Below are 25,306 nucleotides of genomic sequence, written 5' to 3' on the forward strand. Positions count from 1 at the left end.
AGAGGCGGCCAGCCGAAGAAATACAAAGCACAAGGGCGAGGCACCGCGATTAGCTTTGCAGTCGTGCGCTGACGAGGCAAAGGCTGCGGTGTTGACGAAGCAGAATGAGGGTGTGAGAGGTTTTCATGACTTCAACCCTAACCATTGGGCTGGAAGATGGCAAGCGACGAAAAAACATTGAGAGAACTGCTCGAATATGGTCAATATTCGAGCATTTATTGCGGTTATTTATCGCTGCGGTAATTATTATTGCGCGGGTTGGCGACTGTAAGGCGTCTGATGCTGCGAGCAGCCGCCTCTTGCAAGGGCCGGATCAGGGTTGGAACGCACCAATGAAAATCGCCGGATCGACCCGGGCATCGTTCAGGCTGACATTCCAGTGCATGTGCGGACCGGTAGCACGTCCGGTCGAGCCCACTTTGCCCACCACATCACCCCGTGCCAATTGCTGGCCCACCTTGGTGTCGATCTTCGACATATGGCAGAACATGCTGATAAACCCCTGGCCATGGTCAACAAAGACGGTGTTGCCGTTGAAGAAGTAATTGCCGATCAGAATCACTTTGCCAGCGGCAGGGGTCTTGATCGGGGTGCCCGCGGGCACAGCGAAGTCCAGTCCCGCATGGGGATTGCGTTCTTCGCCGTTGAAGAAGCGACGCACGCCGAACTTGCTCGACAGCGGCCCGTTGACCGGTTTGTCCAGCAACAGGTTGCTCGGAGTATTGGGGCTGAACGTGCGGTACGCCTTGAGCTGCACTGCCAGTTCGTTGTCGATACGCTTGATGTCATCCGGGTTCGGATTGACCTGGCGCTTGTTCTTCAGGGTAATGCGCTGTTCAGGGTATTTCTTGCTGCCGACCGTGAAACTCAGGTCACGTCCGGCGGAGCTGATCTGCTGGGGGCCGGGCTTTACGGTCAAGGGGATACCGACGATCGCTCGCCATGTGTCTTGCTCCTTGACCACCAGCACCGGCTTGCCTTGATAGCTGGCCTTGGGGGGCTGGGCGCCGGTGCCCAGTTCAATGACGGCAACTCCGCCCGGTACCGGCTTGTTCAGCAAGCGGGTGATGTAGCTGTCGGCTGCGTGAGCGTTACAGGTCAGACACAGCAGCAATAGTGCAGAGAGAAAACGCGGCATCGATCAATCCAGTAATGAAAGGGTGACAGGCGTGAGGTGGTTGTCCTCCACGCGTACAAGCAACTGGCCTTCGCCCAGCCTGGCCTGCAAGCGCTGGCCGGGACGGGTTTGTGTGGCGCTGCGGATGGCGTTGCCGCGTTCATCCAGCAAGATGCTGTAACCCCGGCCCAGGGTGGCCAGCGGGCTCACCACATGCAAGGTCTGGATCTGGCTTTGCAGTTGCAGGCGCCGGCTTTTGAGGCCTTCCCCAATGGCCCGTTGCAAGCGCTCGGCCAGGCTGTCCAGGCGCTGGCGCAGCAGGGCCAGTTGCCGGCCCGGATGCTGCGCTGCCAGCCGCGTTTCGAGCCGGATCAAGCGTTCGCGACGGGTATTGAGGCTGCGCTCAAAGGCGCGGCGCATGCGCATGTCCAGGTCATCCAGGCGCTGGGCCTGCTGGCGCAGCCGCTCGCCCGGGTGGCGCAGGCGGCGGGCCAGACCATCCAGGCGCAGGCGGTCACGCATCAAGCGGTCGCGGATACGCATCACCAGACGTCGATGCAGGCTGTCGATACGCCGTTGCAGGTCGCTGGAGTCCGGGGCCAGCAACTCCGCGGCAGCCGATGGCGTTGGCGCGCGCACGTCGGCGACAAAGTCGCTGATCGAAACATCGGTTTCGTGCCCGATCGCACTGACGATAGGGGTGACGCAGGCATCCACGGCGCGGGCCACGGCTTCTTCGTTAAAACACCACAGGTCTTCCAGCGAGCCGCCGCCACGGGCCAGGATCAGCGCGTCGAACCCCCGGGCATCGGCTAACTTGAGTGCCCGGACAATTTGCGCCGTGGCTTCTCGGCCCTGTACCGCGGTGGGAATCAGGGTCAGCTCAACTTGCGGCGCGCGGCGGCGGAACACGCTGATGATGTCGCGAATCACCGCTCCGGTAGGTGAGCTGATAATTCCGATCCGTTGCGGATGAGCCGGCAAGGGCACCTTGCGCTCGGCACTGAACAGGCCTTCGGCGCCGAGTTTTTCTTTCAGAGCATCGAAGGCCAGTCGCAGCGCGCCATCGCCAGCCGGCTCAACCGTATCGAGAATCAACTGGTAATCACCGCGGCCTTCAAACAGCGAAACCTTGCCGCGCACCTTTACTGCCAGGCCATCCTTGAGTGCCTGGCGCACCCGGGCTGCGTTATTGCGAAACAGTGCACAGCGCACTTGGGCGCCGCTGTCTTTGAGGGTGAAGTAAACATGGCCGGAGGCCGGGCGGGCGAGGTTGGAGATTTCGCCCTCTACCCAGATGTTGCTGAACACGTCTTCGAGCAAGACCCGCGCCCGGCCATTGAGCTGGCTGACAGTCAGGACTTCTCGGTCGAGGTTGAGTCGTGCAAAAGGATCTTTAATCATGCGCGCCATCATAAGGGTGGATTGTTATCACTGCACCTGTCTGGTTAAAGTCGCGCCACTAAAACAAGGATGAAAAGCCATGGACTTGCCTTTTACCGGTGCCGAGTGGGTGTTGATCGAGCTGGGCATTGCTCTGGCCTATATCGTGTTCGGAGTCGCGGGGTTTGGCACGGCGTTGGTGGCCGGACCGATTTTGATCCTGTGCCTGCCGTTATCGAAAATCATCCCGTTGCTGGTACTGCTGGATTTTGTCGCGGCCTTTGGCAACTGGCTGCCCGCGCGACGTGATGTAGCCCGCCCCGAATTGTTGCGATTGTTGCCGTGCATGGCGCTGGGCTGCACGGTCGGGGTAGTGTTTTTGCTCAATCTGAAGTCAGATCTGTTGTTGCTGTTGATGGGTATTTTCATTACCGCCTATGCGATTTATAGCTTGGCAGTGACGGTGCGCCCGGGTCGGGTAGCTGCAGGCTGGGCTATTCCCACCGGTATTACGGGCGGTCTGTTTGGTGCGTTGTTTGGCAGTGGCGGCTTTCTATACGCGCTGTATCTGAATGCGCGCTTGCCCAAGGATGCTGCGCGGGCAACGCAAAGTGCGTTGATCAGTTGCAGCACAATGGTGCGCCTGGGCCTGTTTGTAATTGCTGGCGTCTATGCCGATGGTGCGCTGCTGTTGCTTGCCGCTTGTCTGTTGCCGGCGATGGCGCTGGGCTTGTGGATCGGTCGCCGATTGACCCGCAAATTGTCTCGCGAAGCCTTTGTGCGGCTGGTCACATGGCTGGTACTGGCCAGCGGGATTGCGTTGATTGCGCGTTATCTGAGTGCTTGACCTGCCACGGTGAGGCATTAAGCTGCGCACCAAACGCTATCTCCTGTGGGAGCTGGCTTGCCGGCGATGCAAAAAATTGCCCGGTTTATGGCTTGAGCGCGATGGTGCCATCGCGGGCTAGCCCGGCTCCCGCAGGTTATGTGTGCTGCTTCCATCTCACGTACATGTGCCGTACCCATGAATTCGCAAAGCATCATCGTTCCCAGAATATCCACCTTGCCGGTTCACGAACCCCGGGCCCGGGCCATCGTGCGCTGGCTGGTGCGCAAGAACATCATTGAGCAAGAGCTGAGCACCTGTGGCCGCGGCGGCAGCCGTATGGCCTACGCCATCGCGCCGGGCGCCGCCAGTGTGGTGCTGCACCCTGAAGCGCTGCCGTTCGGTCAGCCGGTCAATGGTCTGGAAATCATCACCAAGCGCTGCATCTACACCCCGGCCAAGGGGTTTCTCGAAGAGGCAGGCTGTGCCGAATGCCGCAAGGAAGTCGGTGAAGCGCTGTTCGAAAGCCTGGAAGAGTGGATGCCGGGCCGAACCGACAACTTCATTTGTCCGCTGTGCGCCCATGAAGATGACATCAACGGTTTTCTGTTCCTGCAGCCGTGCGCATTCTCCAATCTGGGCTTCATTTTCAACAACTGGGCCGAGGCGGGCTTCAAACAGAGCTTCCTCGACGAATTCGCCGACTGGCTCGACCAGCCGGTGGCGTGGGTCAAGGTCGAGCTCTGAAGCTGTGGGAGCTGACTTGCCAGCGATAGCATCGCTGAGCTGGCTCTGCCCGCCGGGCCGTCTGAATCGCCGGCAAGCCGGCTCCTGCAGGAATCAAGGCCGTACTATCATCTGGAATCTGCCCTGGGAGTCAATAAATCATGGCCTTTAGCGCAAAACTCTCTAAAGGTTTCCGTTGAGAGATGAAGGTGTTTTGAGTACAATAACGCGCTTCCATTTTCCCGCTCGGGAGCCCCAGCGATGCTGCGTATCAGCCAAGAAGCACTCACATTCGATGACATCCTTCTCGTCCCCGGTTATTCCGAGGTTCTCCCGAACGAAGTCAGCCTTAAGACTCGTTTGACCCGTGGCATTGAACTGAATATTCCTCTGGTTTCCGCTGCAATGGACACCGTGACTGAAGCCCGTCTGGCAATCGCCATGGCTCAGGAAGGCGGTATCGGCATCATCCACAAGAACATGACCATCGAGCAGCAAGCTCACGAAGTGCGCAAAGTGAAGCGCTACGAAGCCGGTGTGGTTAAAGAACCCATCACTATCGAAGCCGATGCCACTGTTCGCGAACTGTTCGAACTGACCCGCCTGCACAACATCTCCGGCGTTCCTGTACTGCACAATGGCGACCTGGTCGGCATCGTGACGTCCCGTGACGTGCGTTTCGAAAACCGTCTGGAAGCCACCGTTCGTGAAGTGATGACGCCTAAAGAGCGTCTGGTCACGGTCAAGGAAGGCGCCGACAAGAACGAAGCCCGCGAGCTGTTGCACAAGCACCGCATCGAGCGCGTACTGATCGTCGACGACAAATTTGCCCTTAAAGGCATGATGACCGTCAACGACATCGAAAAAGCCAAGGCTTACCCGCTGGCCAGCAAGGACGACCAGGGTCGTCTGCGTGTAGGCGCGGCAGTGGGAACCGGCAAAGACACCGCCGACCGTGTTGCCGCCCTCGTGGCTGCAGGCGTTGACGTGGTGGTTGTCGACACCGCGCACGGCCACTCCAAAGGCGTGATCGACCGTGTTCGCTGGGTCAAGCAAACCTTTCCTGAAGTACAGGTAATTGGCGGCAACATCGCCACTGGCGCTGCTGCCCTGGCCCTGGCTGAAGCCGGTGCCGATGCGGTCAAGGTCGGTATCGGTCCTGGTTCGATCTGCACCACCCGTATCGTTGCCGGTGTCGGCGTGCCGCAAATCAGTGCCATTGCCAATGTAGCCGCAGCCCTTGAAGGCAGCGGTGTACCATTGATCGCCGACGGCGGCATCCGCTTCTCGGGTGACCTGTCCAAGGCCATCGTCGCCGGTGCATCCTGCGTGATGATGGGTTCGATGTTTGCCGGTACTGAAGAAGCACCGGGCGAAATCGAGCTGTACCAGGGCCGTTCTTACAAGGCCTACCGCGGTATGGGTTCGCTGGGTGCGATGTCGCAATCCCAGGGTTCCTCCGACCGTTACTTCCAGGACTCCTCTGCGGGTGCCGAGAAGCTGGTGCCGGAAGGCATCGAAGGTCGCGTGGCGTACAAAGGTTCTTTGACCGCAATCGTGCACCAACTGATGGGCGGTCTGCGTTCTTCGATGGGTTACACCGGCTGTGCCGACATCGAACAAATGCGCACCAAGCCCGAGTTTGTACGCATCACCGGCGCCGGTATGGCTGAATCCCACGTCCACGACGTGCAGATCACCAAGGAAGCGCCAAACTATCGCGTAAGTTGATAGTGATCGCATCCGGGTCAAAACCCGGGTGCGATACGAATTAAGTCACCGGGGCTGTTTGATTCAGCCCCGTGTCGTTTCTGAAATTAATCGAGATTTTGTCATGGCCCTCGACATTCACGCTCACCGTATCCTGATTCTGGACTTCGGTTCCCAGTACACCCAGCTGATCGCCCGTCGCGTGCGCGAAATCGGCGTTTACTGCGAACTGCACCCGTTCGACATGGATGACGCAGCGATCCGCGAATTCGCACCTAAAGGCATCATCCTTGCCGGTGGCCCGGAATCCGTGCACGAAGCCGACAGCCCGCGCGCGCCACAAGCCGTGTTTGACCTGGGCGTACCGGTTTTCGGTATCTGCTACGGCATGCAGACCATGGCCGAGCAACTGGGCGGCAAGGTTGAAGGTTCCGAGCTGCGCGAGTTCGGTTATGCCCGCGTAGACGTAGTCGGCAAAAGCCGCCTGCTCGACGGCATTGAAGACCACATCGACGCTGACGGCCTGTTCGGTCTGGATGTGTGGATGAGCCACGGTGACAAGGTCACCAGAATGCCATCCGACTTCCACATTCTGGCCAGCACCCCGAGCTGCCCGATTGCCGGCATGTTCAACGATGCCCGCGGCTACTACGGCGTGCAGTTCCACCCGGAAGTGACCCACACCAAGCAAGGCGGCCGCATCCTGTCGCGCTTTATCCTCGACATCTGCGGCTGCGAAGCCCTGTGGACGCCGTCGAAAATCGCTGAAGACGCAATCGCCAACATCCGCGCCCAGGTCGGCACTGACAACGTATTGCTCGGCCTGTCCGGCGGCGTTGACTCTTCGGTGGTTGCGGCATTGCTGCACAAGGCGATCGGCGATCAGCTGACCTGCGTATTCGTGGACAACGGCTTGCTGCGTTTGCACGAAGGTGAGCAGGTAATGGCCATGTTCGCCGAGAACATGGGCGTTAAAGTGATCCGCGCCAACGCGGCGGACCAGTTCCTGAACAACCTGGCTGGCGAAAGCGATCCGGAGAAAAAGCGCAAGATCATCGGCCGTACCTTCATCGACGTGTTCGATGCCGAATCCTGCAAGCTGGACAACATCAAGTACCTGGCCCAGGGCACCATCTACCCGGACGTGATCGAGTCGGCTGGCGCCAAAAGCGGCAAGGCTCACGTCATCAAGTCGCACCACAACGTGGGCGGCCTGCCGGACGAGATGAACCTCAAACTGGTCGAGCCTCTGCGCGAACTGTTCAAGGACGAAGTCCGCCGTCTGGGTCTGGAACTCGGCCTGCCTTACGACATGGTCTACCGTCACCCGTTCCCGGGCCCGGGTCTGGGCGTGCGCATCCTGGGTGAAGTGAAGAAGGAATACGCCGACATTCTGCGTCGTGCTGACCACATCTTCATCGAAGAGCTGCGCAAGGCCGACTGGTATCACAAAGTCAGCCAGGCATTCGTGGTGTTCCAGCCGGTGAAATCGGTTGGCGTGGTAGGTGATGGCCGTCGTTACGCCTGGGTTGTAGCCCTGCGTGCCGTTGAAACCATCGACTTCATGACCGCGCGTTGGGCACACCTGCCTTACGAGCTGCTTGAAACCGTCAGCGGTCGCATCATCAACGAAATCGAAGGCATCTCCCGCGTTACTTACGACGTGTCGAGCAAGCCGCCGGCAACGATTGAGTGGGAATGATTGGACGTCCGGCACTGACCGGCACCAACTAGCAAGAAACACCCTGAAGCCCGCGTAATTGCGGGCTTTTGGTTTTTTGGGTCTGGCAAGTTCTGGCAGCTTTGTGCATCGCCAAGCACCGTGTTTATGTGGCATGGTACGGGGCATTGACTGAGCCAAATGCCATGCTCGGTGTTCGATACCATGTCGCCTTTGTGGGTAAGGGCATGGTATCAAGACTCATAATCCACCCGGTTTTATTGAGTTTTCTCGCGGTTTTGGGTGTGTTTCTGAGCATGGTATTTTTTGAACGGAATTCGCGAGCCTCATGCTGACCGATACCAAGCTACGTAATCTCAAACCGAAAGAAAAACTCTACAAAGTGAACGACCGTGATGGACTTTACGTAGCTGTCACGGCTGCGGGCGCAATCTCGTTTCGCTACAACTACTCCATCAATGGACGACAGGAGACGATCACGTTTGGTCGCTATGGTGTAGGTGGAATCACGCTTGCAGAAGCGCGAGAGCGGCTTGGTGAAGCCAAAAAGATGGTTGCGGCTGGCAAGTCACCTGCCAAGGAGAAAGCCCGTGACAAGGCACGTAGCAAGGGAGCAGAAACGTTTGATGCCTGGGCCGAGAAATGGCTTCGCGGGTATCAGATGGCTGACTCGACCCGTGATATGCGGCGCTCTGTTTATGAGCGTGAGCTGAAACCGAAGTTTGGTAATCAGAAGCTGGTGGAAATCAACCATGAGGACCTGCGAGCGCTGACCGATGCAATCGTGGAGCGAGGTGCTCCAGCAACGGCGGTGCACTCCCGTGAGATCGTAATGCAGGTTTTCCGATGGGCGATTGAGCGTGGCCAGAAGGTCGAGAACCCGGCCGATCTGGTACGTTCTGCGAGCATCGCTAAATTTGAGCCTCGTGACCGCGCTTTGGGTCCAGACGAAATCGCGTTGATGTACCAGTACTTGGACCGTATCGGCACCGCCTCCTCCGTGAGAGCGGCGGCTAAACTGCTGTTGCTCACCATGGTTCGAAAAAGTGAGCTGACCAACGCCACCTGGGATGAGATCAATTTTAGTGAAGCCCTGTGGACCATTCCGAAAGAGCGGATGAAGCGACGCAACCCCCATTTGGTGTTCTTGTCTCGGCAGGTGCTGGATTTCTTCATCGCGTTGAAGACGTTTGCCGGTGGTTCAGAATACGTCTTTCCTTCCCGGTACGATTCTGATCTGCCAATGAGTACCGCAACCATCAATCAGGTACTGACGCTGAGCTATCGGCTCGCGCAGAAAGAAGGGAAGCCGCTGAGTAAGTTCGGACCGCATGATTTGAGACGGACAGCTAGCACGCTGCTGCACGAGGCGGGCTACAACTCAGACTGGATTGAGAAATGTCTTGCACACGAGCAGAAGGGTGTTAGGGCTGTCTATAACAAGGCCGAGTATCGAGAGCAGCGTACTGCGATGTTACAGGACTGGGCCGATATGATTGATGAGTGGACAGCCAATCGGCCCCGTTCGGGCGACGGTTACAGATAATCAAGTTAGAGCTTCGGTCGTTTTTATCTCATTGCCTGTTTTCGCCCCCGTCGCTTGATGGCGGCAGAAACTGCTTGGCGTGATACGCCAAGTTGGCGGGCGATTTCCGCTTGATTCGTAATGCCTTGGTTTAACAAATCATCCATTGAGCTTGTTGGTGACTTGAGTGCCTGGAGCTGGTTATAGGCATTTTTCCTGACTTCTGCCCATGTCTCGATATCCCACCTAGGGAGGACGGCAGCTCCTTGGGACCAGATTTTTTCAATTAAATCCTCATACTCTAGTGTGAACCTCCGGTCGCGCTGGTAAGCGCGGCGAGCTTCATCGCTACGCCGCGGATTGTGAACTTCACAGTAGAGTTTACTCGGTCTCGCTGCGCCCTCGGGATGGGCCGGTAGGGCTGAAGGCCGCAGTAATTCGCCGTGGCGTGCCCAAGTAGAAACCAGCATTCGGCGCTCCACATGCTCACGGAATGCTGCGACCGAAAAGTCCCCGCGCAACTCCTGCATGTCGCAGTATCTCCCCAGCATGCGCGGGGGTTCGTACTTGCCGAACTCTCCCTTCAATGCTCGTTCATAGCGAGCCACCAAGGTATCGGTTTTTTTCCGGGCTTCTGTACGAATAGATTCTGTTAGCGGCACTGCTTTGATATTTCCGCGTTTTAGACGCTTGAAGACCTTTGGCGCCGCCATGCTGATCGCATATTCGGTAGATCGCCAGCATAGCTCGCAGAAGCACCACTCGTAGTGGTTGCTCAACTTCGCACGGATGCGATCAGACGATGTATCGCTTTCTCTAACCAGCACTTTCAGAAGCGGATCGTATGTGCTCGACGCTTTTTCATATTTTCCCATCGCCCGATGATAGCTCTGGATGACAACTAAATTCTAACTTTTTTGCGTCCTGATTCTGGCGTTAGAAGGCATTGTCAAGCATCTGATAACTCTGAAGGAAAGTGACCTCATGGAGAACAAGCCAAAGAGTAAGACGCTCATCAACCGCAAGAAATTGCACGCGATGATCCCGCTTGCTGAGCGCACCATCTACAACATGGAGCAGCGGGGCGAGTTCCCGCGCCGTATCGCACTAACCAGTCGGAACGTTGCGTGGGATCTGACTGAAATCGAAGAATGGATTGACGCGCGCAAATCGTCGGGCACTCACGCTATTCGCCCAGGAATGGGGGTTTAGCCGTGGCGAGTGATGTACTGGCGGTGTCCGGGAATGAACCGCTTGTGCTGAGTTTTATGCTGCCGGTTGTAGATGGATCTGAACTTGATTGCGGGATGAGCTGTTGGCATGCATCGCGTCATATGCTGGGCCAATCCCTTGACTAGCGGCGGCCATGGGCAACTTCTAGTTGGCAGTCTGTTGTCACGGATCGAAGAAAATCACGCCGCGTACCGCAAGAAGCTGGAGGCCGCAGCACTTCCGGGCGAGTCGATTAGGGAAATAGAGGAGCGACTGCGTACCGAAGAAAAAAAGAGGCCTCCACGCCAGGATCTGCCAACGCCAAGGTCGCCAGTTGCAGCTAAAAAGGCGATACCTTGCCCGCGTGAACACGAAAGGCAGGCTGATTCCGTTGTACCTTCGCGGTACGAAGTAAGCGCCCGCGATAGCCGCAGCATGATGGATGTGGCTGTGTTCCGAATATCCAAGCAGAAAAAACGGGCGGGAGAAATCAGCCGCTACAACCTTTCAGACGGTTACGTCGAGGTCACAGCTGGCCCATATGGCATGGCGTCAATTTGGGATTATGACATCGTGCTAATGCTGATTTCTTATCTAACAGAGGCTATGAATCGCTACCGAGAAGGGAAGGGTGAGAAGCCGTGTCGTGTGTTCAAATCGCACGTGTCTGACATTTTGAAATTCTGCCGGAAGGGCGACGGAAGCCGCCAATTTAAAGAAGTAGAGGGTGCTCTAGATCGCCTCAAAGGTACGACTATCAAAAGCGTGCGGGAAAGCTCCCCACGAAACGGTAAGCGCAGCATGCGGGAGGTAGAGTCCGAGGGATTGATTAGCCACTATCGCGTAATTTCGCGTACTGACACCGGCAAGGTGGCCAGTGTCGAGATTGAGGCACCTAACTGGATATATCGGGAAGTCACTTCGGGGGCAAAGCCGGACATTCTGACAGTGCACCCTGATTATTTCCTGATCGAATCGGGAATAGGGCGTTTTGTCTACCGATTGGCGCGCCGTGCCGCAGGTAAAGACGATGCAAAGTGGGCATTTAAAACTCTATATGCGCGTAGCGGCAGCACCGGGACGCTCAAAAAGTTCTCGGAGAACCTGCGCAAGGTCATCGCAACAGATGATTTACCCGAGTACGGCTTGGTGGAAGAAGTTGGCCTGAGTGGGCCGCAGCTTGTAATGATGCGTCGATCAGATAAGAAAATACTGAAATAAGGTCCCTAAGGAAGGTCTGAAGTAAGCAGCCGTTTTTAACGGTCTCGCTGTCTGAGGTGCAAAAAACACCGACTTAATCGAAAAACAGACCTTTCCTCCTGTCAGTTCACTATTTTTTGCGGAAGAGCACCTTTTCAGGGCTCATTGTCCACATCACAGGCGCACCTCGCCTGCATTCAATAGTCGTTTTCGCATCATCCAAAGGTTCGATAAGGCAAACAGTGTGGTCTGCTGCGCGGTGTTTTTCACCAAGCCTCGGAAGCGGACTTTCGTATAACCAAACTGGCGCTTTATTACCCGGAAGGGATGCTCAACCTTGGCCCGGACTTGGGCTTTCGCGTATTCGATTTTGCGGCGCATGCGACCGATCAGGCTCTTTTTTGCATGCTTCTTATAGCTGCTGGGTCGCGCTGCGATCGACCAGATCATCTGGCGATGTTGATGCTCCGCACGCTTCTCCACGCCGGTGTAACCGGCATCGCCAGAGACGTAAATTTCCTCGCCATGCAGCAACTGATCGACCTGAGTCACGTCCGCCACATTCGCCGCCGTACCCACTACGCTATGCACCAGACCGGATTCAGCATCGACACCGATGTGCGATTTCATCCCGAAATAGTACTGATTTCCTTTCTTTGTCTGGTGCATTTCGGGGTCGCGTTTACCGTCCTTGTTCTTGGTCGAACTGGGCGCATGAATGATCGTCGCATCGACCACAGTTCCTTGACGTAGCAGCAAACCTCGGTCGCCCAAATAGCCGTTGATGACCTGCAAAATCCCACCGGCCAGCTCATGTTTTTCCAACAGCCGGCGGAAGTTGAGGATAGTGGTTTCATCCGGAATCCGATCCAAATGCAGCCCGGCAAACTGGCGCAGAATCGTGGTTTCGTAGAGGGACTCTTCCATCGCCGGGTCGCTGTAGCCGAACCAGTTTTGCATCAGATGAACCCGCAGTATGGCCATCAACGGATACGCCGGACGACCGCCTTCACCCTTCGGATAATGCGGCTCGATCAACGTAATCAGGCCTTTCCAGGGCACGACCTGATCCATCTCAATCAGGAAACGCTCACGGCGGGTCTGCTTACGTTTGCCTGCGTACTCGGCATCAGCGAAAGACATTTGCTTCATCGGGGCTCAACCGTTCAGTTCGTGGGACAGGCGTATTTCACCAGACTTGGAAGTCTTTTTCAGAGTTTCCCTAATAGACGGTACTCCAGAACACTAAAGGCCCGGAGATGGCCATTTTTCCGTTTGAATGTGTACTCCTGTGGATAGACCGTCTATTGGGGGCCATTCACCGTCCATTAGGGGCTGATCCACCGTCTATTAGGGGGCGCATCACCGTCTATCAGGGACTGCATATTGTTGTAAGTGATTGAAATCAATGGGTAATAAAACCGTTTTTCTTCCTAAATCTTTATTTAAATCTATTAAATCTCTTAAAGCCTATTTTGCTTTGGCAGTGTCCGTCCTCTAAGCACCTGCCCTCTCTGATATGAAAAAGCGTTCCCTACGCTCACAAACTGTTGCTTGAGATCGACTGCGGCCGTCGTAGCGCACATCCATATCATCGAACCAGATTCCGGCAGGTCTGCCACCAGACAGATCGTAGAGAGCAACGACGGACACCAAAAAGAGAGCATGTGAGCGATTTCAGGTAATTTGGCAGCCAAGCAGCCAGCACCGACTATTACGTAACACACTGGACGAGCTCTCGATCTATTCAGTGATTTCATTGGCAATGCAAGGGCGCACTTTCTGGCTCGGGCTTCGCACAAGATGGTCTAGAGAGTCTTGGTGGTGTGTAATAGACGGGAATAAAAAGCCCCGCAAAGCGGGGCATGTCATCAATGCTTGGATTCGTTGAGCCTCTGCTGTTCAGCAAGCAGGTCCAGCCGGATTTCGTCGAGGTGCTTGCGTTGACGTCTGGAACCAAAGAATGGCAACAGATGAAGATCGCCCAAGTCGGAAAATGTCTTTATCCCCACAGGTACCATCCCCAGTTGCACCTCCGCGTGTAGGCGGATGTAACGTCCGTCAAGCGTATCTAGTAAAGGGCCATGCCCTTTGGCTCGCAGAAGTCGTCCAAGCGCCCAGAAACCTACACCAAGAACGAAGAAGCTACCCAGCATGAAAAAGCCAAACAGAATGTCTGCAATCATGATTGTTCACCCGGTGATTGAGTCTTAGGCGACGGAGCCGCTTCTTTGGTGCCGCTTTCAGTTTCTGCAGCTGTGGCCAAGTCAGCTCCATGTATTACGTTTGCAGGCTCCCTTCCTTCTCCGTTGTCCACGTTGTCACCACCTGAGTTAGGAACAGCTTGTGGAGTACCGGCGCCCAGCGAAATTCCTGCGGTCCCCTCCATACCGGGCACAGACATAGCGGCCATGAGTCCAACTGCTCGGGTTGCGGCTGATGCCACGTTATGGGCAGACAACCCTCCACCATTGTCTTGCGCACCTCCTGCGTACTGCTGAGAGGCTTGCAAGGTCGATTGCAAACTACTGCCGCCCTGATCCTCTTGTGGATTCGTCTGCGGCTGCGCGGCGGCTTTGCCCTTGGAATCGTCGCCGTTGCCTAGCGCAGCTTTCGCCGCCTTTTTGGCTGCCTGCTGCACGCCTTGGCTTGGCTGCGTCAGTGGGCTGCCGCCGCTAGGGCCACTAGAGGCGCTACCGCCGATTTTAGCTCCGGCTGATTTAGCGGCAGAACTACCGCCAGTGCTGGACCCGAGGCCCGAGCTAATAGCGCCAGTGCTGGCTGTGCCACCACCACCGGCAAAGCTGGAGTTGATTGCGCTGGCCAGACCTCCGGTGCCAATACCCCCGGGCGCGGCCGCTACACTTGCGCCACTACCACTACCACTCGCACCGATTGCCCTGGCCGCTGCCGGAGCTAATGCGCCTGCCGTGGCAATGGTAGCCGCCGCGGCTGCTGCACCAGCTACACCAGCCGCGGCCATGCCGCCAATCGCACCGCCGCCACCCGAAGAAACGCCGCTAATCATGCCCGCGATCAGTTCGGGAATGGTCTTGGTCAGGTAGGCGCATACCAGCGATAACCCCACCAAGGTCATCAGAGAGGCTTCGTCATTGGTATAAGCAACCTGCCACTTCTTCGCGACAGTCAGAATCAAGCCGACTATCAACGTCACCATAAATAGCTTGGCACCCACGGAAACTGCGTAGCGAATAACAGCCATCGTGTATTCCCGTGTCCACTGCGATGCGCCGAAAGCCATGAATAGAACAGAGGCGTTGATAACGACATAAGCCTCGACCAATGTCACAAAAATGAATGCCGCGATGAAAGCAAAAGCCATCAGAACGAGGATGGCAGCCAAGGCAACGACGATACTCTGCGAAGGGTTGAAAACGCTCATTCCGGTCAGGATGGCACGAGAAAACTCGACCGCCGTCGCAAACATATCTCCTGGCATTAGCTCAGGGCTTGGCAAGCCTGCTGCATGTGCCCCAGCTTGTCGGAAACTGTTCACAACCGCGCTTGCCCACTCCGTTGAGTGATCGAGCAGTATCAGGAAAAAACCGATGACCATGATGAAGCGGATTAGCTCGCCAACTAGCTCGCCGAAGTCGACTTGTTTGAATACCATCGGGAAGAATGTCCACACAAACTGGATGAGTGCCAGACTCCAAAATAGGTTCACCGCATAGCCATGAAGGCGAGGGGCCCATTCGTTAGAAGCCTCAAGAATCATGTCCAGCAAGCCCTGCATTGAGGTGTCGCTTTGGGCTAGATCGACTCCTGCAGCTGCACTCCCTGCAAGCAGCATTAGAAATAGTCCGCTGCAGCCAGCAATCATAGGTACGCGCATGTCAGTACCCCTTGGCGCCACCGCGACTGTTCGGGCGCTCATTGAATTGTTTGTCGGCGGCATGAGACTGGTTGATCTTTTCGGTAACCACTATGCGGTCATTAGAGATGGAACATATGATGCCGACCAGAGCTGCCCCTCCAAGTCCAGATGCTACACACAGCACAATAAGAAGCCATTTAGAGAACTTCATAGTCAGTACCCCTTCGCGCCGCCGCGAGTATTTGGGCGCTTGTTGAATTGCTCGGAGGCGGCGTCGCCGACCGACTGACGCGCGGTTTCTTGGGCTATGTAATTGCCCTGCAGGGTAATTTGAGTCGCCACCAAGTCGCGCAGTTTCTGAAGCTGCTGCACGTTTGAAGCGGCAATCTCGTTCCCAGCTTGGATGGCCTGCATCCGACCCGATGATGACTGCGAACGGTTCACCAGTTGTTCCAAGTGTGCATCTTCCGTCTCAAATGTGCTGGTATTCATGCCTGCTGCCTGCATAGCTCTTTTTGCGTTATCAAAGCCTTGCGCCGACCATTTTTCGTAGCGATCCGGCATTACGTCAGTCGCCTTACTGCTCGACTGGAGAAATTTCTGCAAATACGCCTCATACCCGGGAAACTGCGTATTGAATTGCGAATCGAGATTCGCCACATTGCGGCCTAATGACTGCGCCCTGTTGTAGATGCTTGTTACACGCTGCATGTCTTGGGTGATCCGGCCAAACATGCTGTTTGGCAACGGAGTCCCCTGCGTGACCATATTGTTGTATTGCTGAACTTGTGTCGAAAGCTGCTCTGCAGTGTTCAACGCCGTATTGACTGCTTCTGCGTACTCGAACATCTGTTGATAGAATGTAGAGCAGTTTGTGCAGTAGATAGCAAAGGCGTTCTGCCATGTAAAAAGCAAAGTAAAAACTGTTATTAATAATCTCCATCCATTTATCATTTTTGTCTCCAATGCGAGCCTGTCATGATAAATGAACGCGATTGCTTGCAATAGCGAGCGACGTAACGTGTGAACTGCACATATCCAAAGCTAAATCGATCAGCGTATTCGGTGTAGAGCCGAGTAAGGGGGTGGCCGAGCAGTATTTTCGTTTCTAACTCCTTCCTGATCGAGAAGAACTCAGCACGGCCAGCTCTTCTTTTGATAGGCTTTAGACTATTACTTTGCATCGACTTTCTCCGTTTGTTCCTATTGGTTTTAGCACGGATAAAAGCCTAGGGAAACATACAATAACTGCGCAGCTAAAATTAATGAAATTTAGCGTGATTGTATGCAGCTCAAGGAAGTTTAAGGCAACTCTAGGCAATTCAATGCGACTGTATGCGATTTAGCGAAATTCAAAGCGATTGATGAGTTTTTAGTTTTAAATCGCATTAAATCGCTTACAACAGTATGGCAAGATGTGTGTTGTACGGGTACGGGCAAGCCCGAACCCATCCAACACCGCCCCTTATTCGCCTGCGGCTCAACGGTATCTTGCTCTGCGAGGCCCGCCGCCGCTGCCTCGTCTAAGAGCGAAAAGCAACAACAGGAGCAGAAGCAATGACAGAGGACACCAAAGGAAAAGCCCAGCCTCGACGGCGCGGAAAGCCGATAGAGGTGTGGGTTACAGATGAGGAAAAGGCGACCATCAGTGAGCGTGCCGAAGAGGCTGGTATGTCCCGCTCCGGTTACCTCCGAGCATTGGGTCTGAATACACCCATTCGCTCGGTCGTCGATCTGAAAGCGGTGGCTGATCTTTGCAGAATTAACGGCGACTTGGGGCGGGTTGCCGGTTTGTTGAAGCTGTGGCTTTTGGAGAAAAACGGGCAGGGAGCAAGCTCGGTCGAGATCGAGCGGATGATGGTCGAGTTTCGAGAGCTGCAGGCGGGTGTTCGGGAAAAGATGAGCGCTGTCGTTTTTGTTAGAAAAGCGTAGGGCTTGACGCCGAAACTCTTTGGATTGTGCAATCCAATTCAGTGCTGAAAGTTGCTAGAATTGCGCATTTTTCCCGTTAGCCGCTTTGAAAGGAAATGCACATGTCGGCTCTTGCTGCGCTTTTGGATTCTTATCGTTCTGCCTCTGTCACCGAGCGCGAGAAGGGCACCTACTTTGAGGAACTGATCTGCGTTTACTTGCGCAATGAAGCGACCTACCGCGATCTGTACGATCAAGTATGGACGTATGCCGACTGGGCCAAGGAGCAGGGCTTGAGTGGTAAGGATGCAGGCATTGATCTTGTGGCTCGTACCCAGGGCACCGGCGAGTATCACGCCATCCAGTGCAAGCTGTTCGCCGAGGACTACAAAGTCCAGAAGAAGGACATCGACAGTTTCTTCACCGCCTCGGGCAAAGCGCCGTTCTCGCACCGCATCATCGTTACCACCACCAACAACTGGAGCGAGCACGCCGAGGATGCCTTGCAGGGCCAACAGCCTCCGGTCAGCAAGATCGATCTGCAAGCCTTGGAAGACAGCCAGATTGACTGGGCCAAGTACCAGTCCAGCAAAGCGGTCGCACTCAAATCCAAGAAGCAACTGCGTGAGCACCAGCAGACAGCATTGAATGCTGTAGCCGCAGGCCTCAAGGATGCTGAGCGCGGCAAGCTGATCATGGCTTGCGGCACTGGCAAAACCTTTACTAGCTTGAAGATTGCTGAGCGCCTAGCTGGTAAGGGCAAGCGTGTGCTGTTTTTGGTGCCTAGCTTGTCCCTGCTGTCGCAGACACTAACGGAGTGGACGCAGGAAACTGAAACCCCGCTGCACAGCTTCGCAGTCTGCTCTGACAGTGACGTAGGCAAGAAGCGCAAGGCCGAGGATGACGCGGTTCAGGTGTTCACCCACGAGCTGCGCTACCCGGCCACCACCAAGGCGGATCGTCTGGCTGCGGAAATGCTCAAGCGTCATGACGCGGAGCACATGAGCGTGGTGTTCTCCACCTATCACTCAATCGACGTGATCAGCCGTGCTCAGCATGAGCATGGCTTGGCTGACTTCGATTTGGTGAATCGCCCCTAGTTTCGTAGACACCTCCAAGCCTTAAAATGAGGCCCATTAGGAGGTGCCATGAGCAACCAGCGTTATCCCGAAGAATTCAAAATCCAGGCGGTCAAGCAAGTGACCGAAAAGCAGCTTCCTGTCTCGGAGGTGGCTGCACGATTGGGTGTGTCTGTGCACAGCCTCTATGCCTGGGTTAAGCGCTACACCAAGCCCCAGGAACAGCGCGTTGAGGAGGATGATCAGAGCGCTGAGGTTCGTCGTCTACGTGCCGAGCTGAAACGGGTGACGGAGGAGCGAGACATCTTAAAAAAGGCCGCCGCGTACTTTGCCAAGGAGTGCGGCTGAAGTACGCATTTATTAAGCAGCAAGCGGGTCATTACGCGATTCGACGGCTTTGCCTGACGCTCAAGGTTCATCCCAGCGGCTACTACGCGTGGCTATCAGAACCAAAATCTGCGCGAGCCAAGGACGATCAGCGACTGCTTGGATTGATCAAACACTCCTGGCTGGAAAGCGGTGGCGTTTATGGCTATCGAAAGATCCATGATGACCTGCGAGAGGTTGGTGAGAGCTGTGGCCGTCACCGGGTGGCTAGGTTGATGCGCCTTGAAGGTTTACGTTCTCAGACTGGGTATCGACGGAGGCCTGGAAAATACGGTGGTAAGCCAGCCGTTGCCTCACCGAACTTACTGAAGCGCCAATTCGATGTCAGAGAACCCAACAAAGTTTGGGTCACAGACATTACCTACATCCGAACATATGAAGGCTGGCTGTATTTGGCCGTGGTGCTCGATCTGTTTTCACGCCAGATCATTGGTTGGTCAATGAAGTCGCAGATGACCAGCGACGTAGCCATTGATGCACTGCTGATGGCGGTTTGGAGACGTAAGCCGAAGCAAGAGGTGATGATCCACTCGGATCAAGGCAGTCAGTACAGCAGCTCAGACTGGCGAAGCTTCTTGAAAGCTAACAACCTGGTAGCCAGCATGAGTCGTCGAGGTAATTGCCACGACAACGCTGTGGCGGAGAGCTTTTTCCAGTTGCTGAAGCGGGAACGGATCAAGCGTAAAATCTACACTACACGCCAGGATGCTCGAGATGATGTGTTCGATTACATCGAGATGTTTTACAACCCAAAACGACGCCACAGTTTCAACAATCAGCTGTCACCGGTAGAGTTTGAAAAGCGTTACGCAGCGAGCCTTGAGAGTGTCTAGAAAACCCGGGGCGATTCACCCTTCACCAGGTAGGCCGGTGTTTTTATTGACTACCAGCGCTTGGATATCCGAGCAAAAGCCATTGCACTATCTCAGCTCTTTGGCCAGATCTAACCAAGCCATTGCAGCCGGAGGCAAATGCGCACCGGCACGCCAAGCGAGTGCAATATTCCAATCCGTGTGTGGCTCTTCAAGAGGTACTAGAGCGATGCCCGCATGTTTATGTTTTTGCGCAAGCATTCGCGGTAAAAATGCCACCCCTAAACCTGCAGCTACCAGGTCGGCGATGAAATCAATCTGCCCGCTGCGGGCCGTCACCCGGGGCACAATCCCTCTTCGATCACAAGCGGCCATAATTAATGCGTTAAGCGCAAACCCCTCATCAAAGAGGATGAATGGCGAATCCGCCAGATCACTGAAGTTCATTCGCTTGCGTCGCGAAAGCGAATGGGCGCTAGGCAGCACAACCACTAAAGGCTCGTTGCGCACTTCCTGATAAGCGAAAGTTTCATCGATCGGAATCAGTAGTGCTGCCAAGTCCACCTCTCCGGCCTCCAGGCACTCACACAGTTTCTTACTACCGTGCTCTATCAGTTCTATATTCACCATCGGATAGCGGCTGCGATAAGTAGCAAACATCTCAGCGAACAATACCCCGGAGCCTACAGGCGGCAAGCCGATCCGCAGCGTACCGCCCTTCAGGTCGCGCAGTTCATTGATCTCTGCGATCAGATCGTTCCGCTCTGCGAGTAATACCAGTGCGCGCCGATAGGCAATCTCACCTGCGGCCGTCAACTCGCTTTTATGGCCGATACGGTTCAGCAGTGGCGTACCTAGCTCATCCTCGAGCGTCCTGACTGCCTTGCTGACTGAGGACTGAGTCAAAGACACAACCTCCGCAGCTTGGGAGAAACCTCCCTGGCGCACCACTTCTACAAACACCCGCAGCGTTCTGAGATTCATGTGTATTCCAATAGCGACTCAATTCGAGTAGAAAAAGTTATTTTTATCATACTCAACAATCCCTTATCGTGAAATTCACTCAGCAACGTCCTACGTCGCTGAAATTTTCTAGAGACCTAGGAGTTGTAGATAATGATTATTTCATCGGCATCCGACTATCGAGAAGCCGCGAGACGCAAATTGCCGCGATTTCTGTTCGACTACATCGACGGCGGCGCCTATGCCGAACACACAATGCGTGCCAATAGCGCTGACCTCGCCAGCATCAGCTTGCGTCAACGCATCTTGAGAAATGTTGACAGTTTGAGTCTCAAGACGACGCTCTTTGGAAAGGAACAGAGTCTGCCGATCATCCTCAGCCCCGTCGGACTGACCGGTATGTATGCCCGTCGTGGTGAAGTACAAGCGGCCAAGGCTGCGGCCACGAAAGGCATTCCCTTTTGCCTGTCCACAGTATCGGTCTGCTCGATTGAAGAGGTTAGTTCCCAGAGTTCGCAATCGATCTGGTTTCAACTCTATGTGCTCAAGGATCGCGGATTTATGCGTAATGCCCTAGAGCGTGCTCAAGCAGCCGGCGTTACCACGCTGGTGTTCACCGTAGACATGCCGACGCCAGGCGCTCGTTACCGTGATGCCCACTCGGGCATGTCTGGGCCACTCGCAGCTTCACGGCGCATCCTGCAAGCCACCACTAGGCCGGATTGGGCGTTTAATGTCGGTATCCTCGGTCGTCCGCATGATTTGGGCAACATCTCCAAGTACCTGGGCAAAGCCACCACCCTGGAAGATTATGTTGGCTGGTTAGGCAATAACTTCGACCCCTCTATCAGCTGGAAGGACCTGGAATGGATCCGCGAGTTTTGGAAGGGCCCGATGATTATCAAGGGCATCCTTGATCCACAGGACGCCAAGGACGCAGTAAGTTTCGGCGCTGATGGCATCGTGGTCTCCAACCACGGCGGTCGCCAATTGGACGGTGTGCTGTCCACCGCTAGGGCTTTGCCTCCCATCGCCGAAGTAGTGGGTGATGACCTGACGGTGCTGGTGGACTCTGGCATTCGTTCCGGGCTGGATGTTGTGCGCATGCTCGCCTTAGGCGCCAAGGCATGCCTGCTGGGGCGCTCGACGGTTTACGCTCTGGCCGCCGACGGACAGCACGGGGTAGAGAATATGCTGGATATCTTCTCGCAAGAAATGCGCGTGGCAATGACGCTCACTGGTGTTACCTCGATTGACAAGATCGATCGAACCGCATTGGTTCCAGTTGAGTAATGAAGGTTCGATCATGTCGCAATCACTGACCGTTAAGATGTTGGAAGCGGTACGCAATGTACCGATTGGCTACGTAGTGTGTGGTGGTGTTGTCTGTACTGTGCCGGCGCTCCTCGCGGCTCGCTTACACAACCCCTTGTTCTGTTGGTCAGCGATTGCCGCATTCTGGAGCTATCTGTCGATTCCGAGCGATAAGTCCCCAAAGGGTTGTATCTTCGGCCTGGTTTTCGGCATCACCGGCGCCGTGGCGTCAGGGCTAGGTGCTTGGACGATGGTATGGCCGCAACTGGCTATAGCACTGTCGGCCCTCTTTGCGTTTGCTGGCGCTTACGCCCAGGTTTGCGGCGCGCGCATTAGCATTCCCGCTTTGCTGACAGCGACGGCATTTGCGGTATCCACTGCATTCCCGGCAAAGGACTTTGCCCAGGGATTTGCTTATGCACGTTACTTTCTATATGGCAGCCTATGGGCTACAGGCTCCGCATTGCTGTTCCAATGGTGTCAGTACGACCAGCCTGATGCTGCAAAGCGGCCAGTTTTATGGTCGGCACTCAGAACAAATTTCACACCGAAATCTAACTTCTTTCTGCATGGGCTTCGCGTTGCGCTGTCGGGAGCACTGTCAGTTTGGTTGGTTCAATTGTGGTCGTTGCATTACGGATACTGGATGACCCTTACGGTGTTTCTGATCATGCAGCCCTACATGCATTCAACGTTGAGGATGTCTCTGGAGCGAGTCGGCGGCACCTTCTTAGGGGGAGCCATTGCTGCCGTTCTTGGTTACGCAATCCATGATCCGTTTTTGTTGGCTGCACTGATACTGCCTGTTTCTATTGGCACCCTGGCAGGGCGCTCTGTGAGCCACATCAGCTATTTGATGTTCCTCACTCCACATTTCATACTGGTCGCGCAGGTTGGCCAGTCAGGAGGATCGGAGCTGGATTTGGTATTTCTACGAATGCTCTACAGCACCGGTGGTGCACTTTTAGCGATCATCGCTTCGCTTGTGATTTTTCCTCGCTGGCAAACGGCTGAGCCGTAGAGGACTAGGGGAGTGTTTCCTAGACCGCCGGTTTGAAAGCCCCTTCCCGTGCAGCCAACCAGTAACACCGCGCAAAAACTCAGTAATAGGCTCCGCGTGAACATGGCGTTCTTCCTCATGGTTTGACTCGGATGTTTGTAGGCCCTGATCGTGCCGTAGTCACGTGCGCCCTATCAAAGAGCGCTATACCCCCTCTACAGGTGCTTGTCATGCGATGAGAGGCGGGAGGGCTGAGCATCTAGAGCGTCGTTCGGGAATGGTTCTTTTCATGGTATGCCTTTTGTTTTGTTTGATAGTTATCTGCTTTTAAAGGTTTTATTGCGCTTGTTGATAATAGAGTGGGAATAAGTCCGGCCGGGTAACCGGTCTGATTTGGAAAGGGCGGTCAACACTGGGTGTTGACCGCCCTTTTTTTATTTCTGTACCCCCAACCTGTAGGAGCGAGCTTTTCAACAGCTCGCTCCGACAGAAGCAGGATGCAGCCCTTACTGTTTCGCAATTGCAGGTGTATCGTATTCGCCTTTTGCGGGCTGCACGCCCGCGCCGGATACGAGAGGTAGTTGAATCAATGTCCTTTACCCGTCGACAAATACTCGGTGGTCTGGCCGGCCTGGTAGTGGTGGGTGTTGGCGCAGGAGGCGCTTCGCGTTACTGGCTGGGCAAGATGGCCGATGCCGAGGCTGGCCACGACTATGAGCTGATTGCCGCACCGCTGGATGTGGAACTGGTGCCCGGTCATCAAACCGAAGCCTGGGCCTTCGGTCCGTCGGCTCCCGGCACCGAGCTGCGGGTGCGACAGGGGGAGTGGCTGCGGGTGCGCTTTATCAACCACCTTCCGGTAGCCACTACCATTCACTGGCACGGTATCCGACTGCCGCTGGAAATGGACGGTGTGCCTTATGTTTCGCAATTGCCGGTATTGCCCGGTGAATACTTCGACTACAAGTTCCGTGTGCCGGATGCCGGCAGTTTCTGGTACCACCCCCACGTCAACAGCAGCGAAGAACTGGGCCGTGGTCTGGTCGGGCCGCTGATTGTCGAGGAGCGCGAGCCCACCGGTTTCCAGCACGAGCGTACCCTGAGCATTAAGAACTGGCACGTGGATGAAGAGGGCGGTTTTCTGCCGTTCAGCATTACCCGTGAAGCCGCCCGTGGCGGCACCCCGGGACGCCTGTCGACGATTAATGGCAGCCACGTGCCGACCATTGATTTGCCAGCCGGACAGATCACCCGGGTGCGCATCCTCAACCTCGACAATACCCTGACCTATCGTCTGAACATCCCGGGCATCGAAGCCAGAATTTATGCCCTGGATGGTAACCCCGTCGAGCCACGGCCTTTGGGCAAGGAATACTGGCTGGGCCCCGGCATGCGTATTTGCCTGGCGATCAAGGCTCCGGCGGCAGGGCAAGAGTTGTCACTGCGAGACGGTCCCGTACGTTTGGGCACGCTGCGCTCGGTTGCCAGCAACGCTGCGGCGGTGGAATGGCCACCGGCGTTGCCCGCCAACCCGATTGCCGAGCCCGATGTGGCGAACGCTGAAAAGATCAACTTCAACTTTGAATGGGTCGGCTCGGTTTCCGAGAACCTGGGCCCTGACCAGCCGCCCAGCCTGTGGCAGATCAACGGCGTGGCCTGGGACATCAAGGACAAGACCTGCGCCGATCGGCCGATAGCCAAACTCAAGCTGGGTCAGAGCTATATCTTCGAATTGAAGAACATGACCCAGTACCAGCACCCGATCCATCTGCACGGCATGAGCTTCAAGGTGCTGGCGTCCAACCGCAAAAAAATCATTCCCTACTTCACCGATACCTACCTGCTGGGTAAAAACGAACGTGCCCGCGTGGCCCTGGTGGCGGATAATCCCGGCGTGTGGATGTTCCACTGCCATGTGATTGACCACATGGAAACCGGCCTTATGGCCGCAATTGAGGTTTCCTGATGCGACAAGGGCGTCAACCGCAAATCATCGATCGCAGCCGCGATCAGGACTACATGCGTGAAGCGCTGGCGCTGGCGGCTCAGGGCGCGGCCCTGGGCGAAGTGCCGGTGGGCGCGGTGCTGGTGCAAAACGGTGAAATTATCGGCCGCGGGTTTAACTGCCCGATCAGCGGCAGCGACCCCAGCGCCCATGCTGAAATGGTTGCCATCCGTGCAGCCGCAGCGGCGGCCAGCAACTACCGGCTGCCCGGCAGCACCCTGTACGTGACCCTGGAGCCGTGCAGCATGTGCGCGGGCCTGATCGTCCACTCCCGGGTGGCTCGGGTGGTGTACGGCGCGCTGGAGCCCAAGGCGGGAATTGTGCAAAGTCAGGGGCAGTTCTTCAGCCAGGGCTTTCTGAATCACCGGGTGCTGTTCGAAGGCGGGGTCTTGGCCGAAGAGTGCGGAGCTATCCTCAGCGAATTCTTCAAGGCCCGTCGGGCCAAATAACGCCCCTCTGCCTCTGTAGGAGCGAGCTTGCCTCGCGACAGGCTCAACGCAGATTCATGGAGGGACCGCGTAGCCTGCATCGCTGTAGGAGCGAGCTTGCTCGCGAGCTGTTCGTGGTGCAGCGGAAAAGCTCGCGAGGCAAGCTCGCTCCTACAGCGTCTCTGGTTT

At 55.7% G+C, this 25,306-nt stretch carries 22 protein-coding genes and 1 pseudogene; 14 read left to right on the forward strand and 9 right to left on the reverse strand.

Going from position 1 to position 25,306, the window contains the following annotated elements; all coding sequences use genetic code 11:
• Positions 1–313: 313 nt before the first annotated feature.
• Entirely contained in the window at positions 314–1,138 is an 825-nt protein-coding gene (locus tag JQ848_RS04530; RefSeq protein WP_003443337.1) for a peptidoglycan DD-metalloendopeptidase family protein, read from the reverse strand.
• Positions 1,139–1,141: 3 nt separating this feature from the next.
• Entirely contained in the window at positions 1,142–2,521 is a 1,380-nt protein-coding gene (gene xseA / locus JQ848_RS04535) for an exodeoxyribonuclease VII large subunit (RefSeq protein ID WP_202210306.1), read from the reverse strand.
• A gap of 79 nt (positions 2,522–2,600) precedes the next feature.
• Between xseA and JQ848_RS04540 the strand changes: the two genes are divergently transcribed.
• The 5 genes from JQ848_RS04540 to JQ848_RS04560 all read left to right on the forward strand — a co-directional run bounded on the left by JQ848_RS04540 (position 2,601) and on the right by JQ848_RS04560 (position 8,989).
• Positions 2,601–3,347, forward strand: a complete 747-nt coding sequence (locus JQ848_RS04540; protein WP_003443335.1) for a sulfite exporter TauE/SafE family protein — start codon at positions 2,601–2,603, stop codon at positions 3,345–3,347.
• 177 nt (positions 3,348–3,524) lie between these two features.
• The gene (locus tag JQ848_RS04545) at positions 3,525–4,073 is read left to right on the forward strand and encodes a hypothetical protein (RefSeq protein WP_003443334.1); all 549 of its coding nucleotides are present in this window, start codon (positions 3,525–3,527) and stop codon (positions 4,071–4,073) included.
• Positions 4,074–4,313: 240 nt separating this feature from the next.
• A complete protein-coding gene (guaB, locus tag JQ848_RS04550; protein WP_003443333.1) occupies positions 4,314–5,783 on the forward strand; it encodes an IMP dehydrogenase in 1,470 nt (489 codons plus the stop codon).
• Between the two features lie 103 nt (positions 5,784–5,886).
• Positions 5,887–7,464 (forward strand): glutamine-hydrolyzing GMP synthase, encoded by a 1,578-nt coding sequence (guaA, locus tag JQ848_RS04555; protein WP_003443331.1) that lies wholly within the window; start codon positions 5,887–5,889, stop codon positions 7,462–7,464.
• Between the two features lie 307 nt (positions 7,465–7,771).
• On the forward strand, positions 7,772–8,989 hold the full coding sequence (locus tag JQ848_RS04560; RefSeq protein ID WP_003443327.1) for a tyrosine-type recombinase/integrase: 1,218 nt from the start codon (positions 7,772–7,774) through the stop codon (positions 8,987–8,989).
• 23 nt (positions 8,990–9,012) lie between these two features.
• Here the strand turns inward: JQ848_RS04560 and JQ848_RS04565 are convergent, their stop codons facing one another.
• The gene (locus JQ848_RS04565; RefSeq protein WP_003443326.1) at positions 9,013–9,843 is read right to left on the reverse strand and encodes a helix-turn-helix domain-containing protein; all 831 of its coding nucleotides are present in this window, start codon (positions 9,841–9,843) and stop codon (positions 9,013–9,015) included.
• Positions 9,844–9,952: 109 nt separating this feature from the next.
• Between JQ848_RS04565 and JQ848_RS04570 the strand changes: the two genes are divergently transcribed.
• Both JQ848_RS04570 and JQ848_RS04575 read left to right on the forward strand, forming a co-directional pair.
• On the forward strand, positions 9,953–10,180 hold the full coding sequence (locus JQ848_RS04570; protein ID WP_003443325.1) for a helix-turn-helix transcriptional regulator: 228 nt from the start codon (positions 9,953–9,955) through the stop codon (positions 10,178–10,180).
• A 108-nt stretch (positions 10,181–10,288) separates the two neighbouring features.
• Positions 10,289–11,401, forward strand: a complete 1,113-nt coding sequence (locus tag JQ848_RS04575; protein WP_003443324.1) for a replication initiator protein A — start codon at positions 10,289–10,291, stop codon at positions 11,399–11,401.
• A 153-nt stretch (positions 11,402–11,554) separates the two neighbouring features.
• Here JQ848_RS04575 and JQ848_RS04580 read toward each other — a convergent pair whose 3' ends face one another.
• The 5 genes from JQ848_RS04580 to JQ848_RS22930 all read right to left on the reverse strand — a co-directional run bounded on the left by JQ848_RS04580 (position 11,555) and on the right by JQ848_RS22930 (position 16,402).
• Complete coding sequence (locus JQ848_RS04580) at positions 11,555–12,532, reverse strand: IS5 family transposase (RefSeq protein ID WP_106117532.1); 978 nt, start codon at positions 12,530–12,532, stop codon at positions 11,555–11,557.
• A gap of 719 nt (positions 12,533–13,251) precedes the next feature.
• Positions 13,252–13,566 (reverse strand): hypothetical protein, encoded by a 315-nt coding sequence (locus tag JQ848_RS04585; RefSeq protein ID WP_047282256.1) that lies wholly within the window; start codon positions 13,564–13,566, stop codon positions 13,252–13,254.
• A complete protein-coding gene (gene trbL, locus JQ848_RS04590) occupies positions 13,563–15,236 on the reverse strand; it encodes a P-type conjugative transfer protein TrbL (RefSeq protein ID WP_003443313.1) in 1,674 nt (557 codons plus the stop codon). Before trbL ends, JQ848_RS04585 begins: the two co-directional genes overlap by 4 nt.
• 195 nt (positions 15,237–15,431) lie before the next feature.
• Complete coding sequence (trbJ, locus tag JQ848_RS04595) at positions 15,432–16,172, reverse strand: P-type conjugative transfer protein TrbJ (RefSeq protein WP_003443308.1); 741 nt, start codon at positions 16,170–16,172, stop codon at positions 15,432–15,434.
• Entirely contained in the window at positions 16,169–16,402 is a 234-nt protein-coding gene (locus tag JQ848_RS22930) for a TraK family protein (protein WP_003443306.1), read from the reverse strand. Before JQ848_RS22930 ends, trbJ begins: the two co-directional genes overlap by 4 nt.
• Positions 16,403–16,775: 373 nt before the next feature.
• On the opposite strand from JQ848_RS22930, the gene JQ848_RS04605 reads away from it, so the two are divergent.
• The 3 genes and pseudogenes from JQ848_RS04605 to JQ848_RS04615 all read left to right on the forward strand — a co-directional run bounded on the left by JQ848_RS04605 (position 16,776) and on the right by JQ848_RS04615 (position 19,428).
• The gene (locus JQ848_RS04605) at positions 16,776–17,150 is read left to right on the forward strand and encodes a plasmid mobilization protein (protein ID WP_095036014.1); all 375 of its coding nucleotides are present in this window, start codon (positions 16,776–16,778) and stop codon (positions 17,148–17,150) included.
• 101 nt (positions 17,151–17,251) lie between these two features.
• Positions 17,252–18,217, forward strand: a pseudogene (locus JQ848_RS04610) (restriction endonuclease); the annotation flags it as partial.
• A 60-nt stretch (positions 18,218–18,277) separates the two neighbouring features.
• Positions 18,278–19,428 (forward strand): IS3 family transposase gene (locus JQ848_RS04615; RefSeq protein ID WP_104502081.1). Its coding sequence is split into 2 segments (ribosomal slippage): positions 18,278–18,512 and positions 18,512–19,428, totalling 1,152 coding nucleotides; the frame shifts between segments, so codons are not numbered across the junction.
• 87 nt (positions 19,429–19,515) lie between these two features.
• Here the strand turns inward: JQ848_RS04615 and JQ848_RS04620 are convergent.
• On the reverse strand, positions 19,516–20,391 hold the full coding sequence (locus JQ848_RS04620; RefSeq protein ID WP_010655639.1) for a LysR family transcriptional regulator: 876 nt from the start codon (positions 20,389–20,391) through the stop codon (positions 19,516–19,518).
• 132 nt (positions 20,392–20,523) lie between these two features.
• On the opposite strand from JQ848_RS04620, the gene lldD reads away from it, so the two are divergent.
• From lldD to tadA, 4 genes are all read left to right on the forward strand, one after another.
• On the forward strand, positions 20,524–21,663 hold the full coding sequence (gene lldD / locus JQ848_RS04625; protein ID WP_003443295.1) for an FMN-dependent L-lactate dehydrogenase LldD: 1,140 nt from the start codon (positions 20,524–20,526) through the stop codon (positions 21,661–21,663).
• Between the two features lie 13 nt (positions 21,664–21,676).
• The gene (locus JQ848_RS04630; RefSeq protein WP_003443292.1) at positions 21,677–22,705 is read left to right on the forward strand and encodes an FUSC family protein; all 1,029 of its coding nucleotides are present in this window, start codon (positions 21,677–21,679) and stop codon (positions 22,703–22,705) included.
• Between the two features lie 568 nt (positions 22,706–23,273).
• Entirely contained in the window at positions 23,274–24,650 is a 1,377-nt protein-coding gene (locus tag JQ848_RS04635) for a multicopper oxidase family protein (protein ID WP_003443290.1), read from the forward strand.
• Positions 24,650–25,138: a tRNA adenosine(34) deaminase TadA gene (tadA, locus tag JQ848_RS04640; RefSeq protein WP_003443288.1), complete on the forward strand. Its 489-nt coding sequence runs from the start codon at positions 24,650–24,652 to the stop codon at positions 25,136–25,138. Before JQ848_RS04635 ends, tadA begins: the two co-directional genes overlap by 1 nt.
• Positions 25,139–25,306 lie beyond the last annotated feature (168 nt).

The organism is Pseudomonas paraversuta (assembly GCF_904067025.1).
Classification (GTDB): Bacteria; Pseudomonadota; Gammaproteobacteria; order Pseudomonadales; family Pseudomonadaceae; genus Aquipseudomonas; species Aquipseudomonas paraversuta.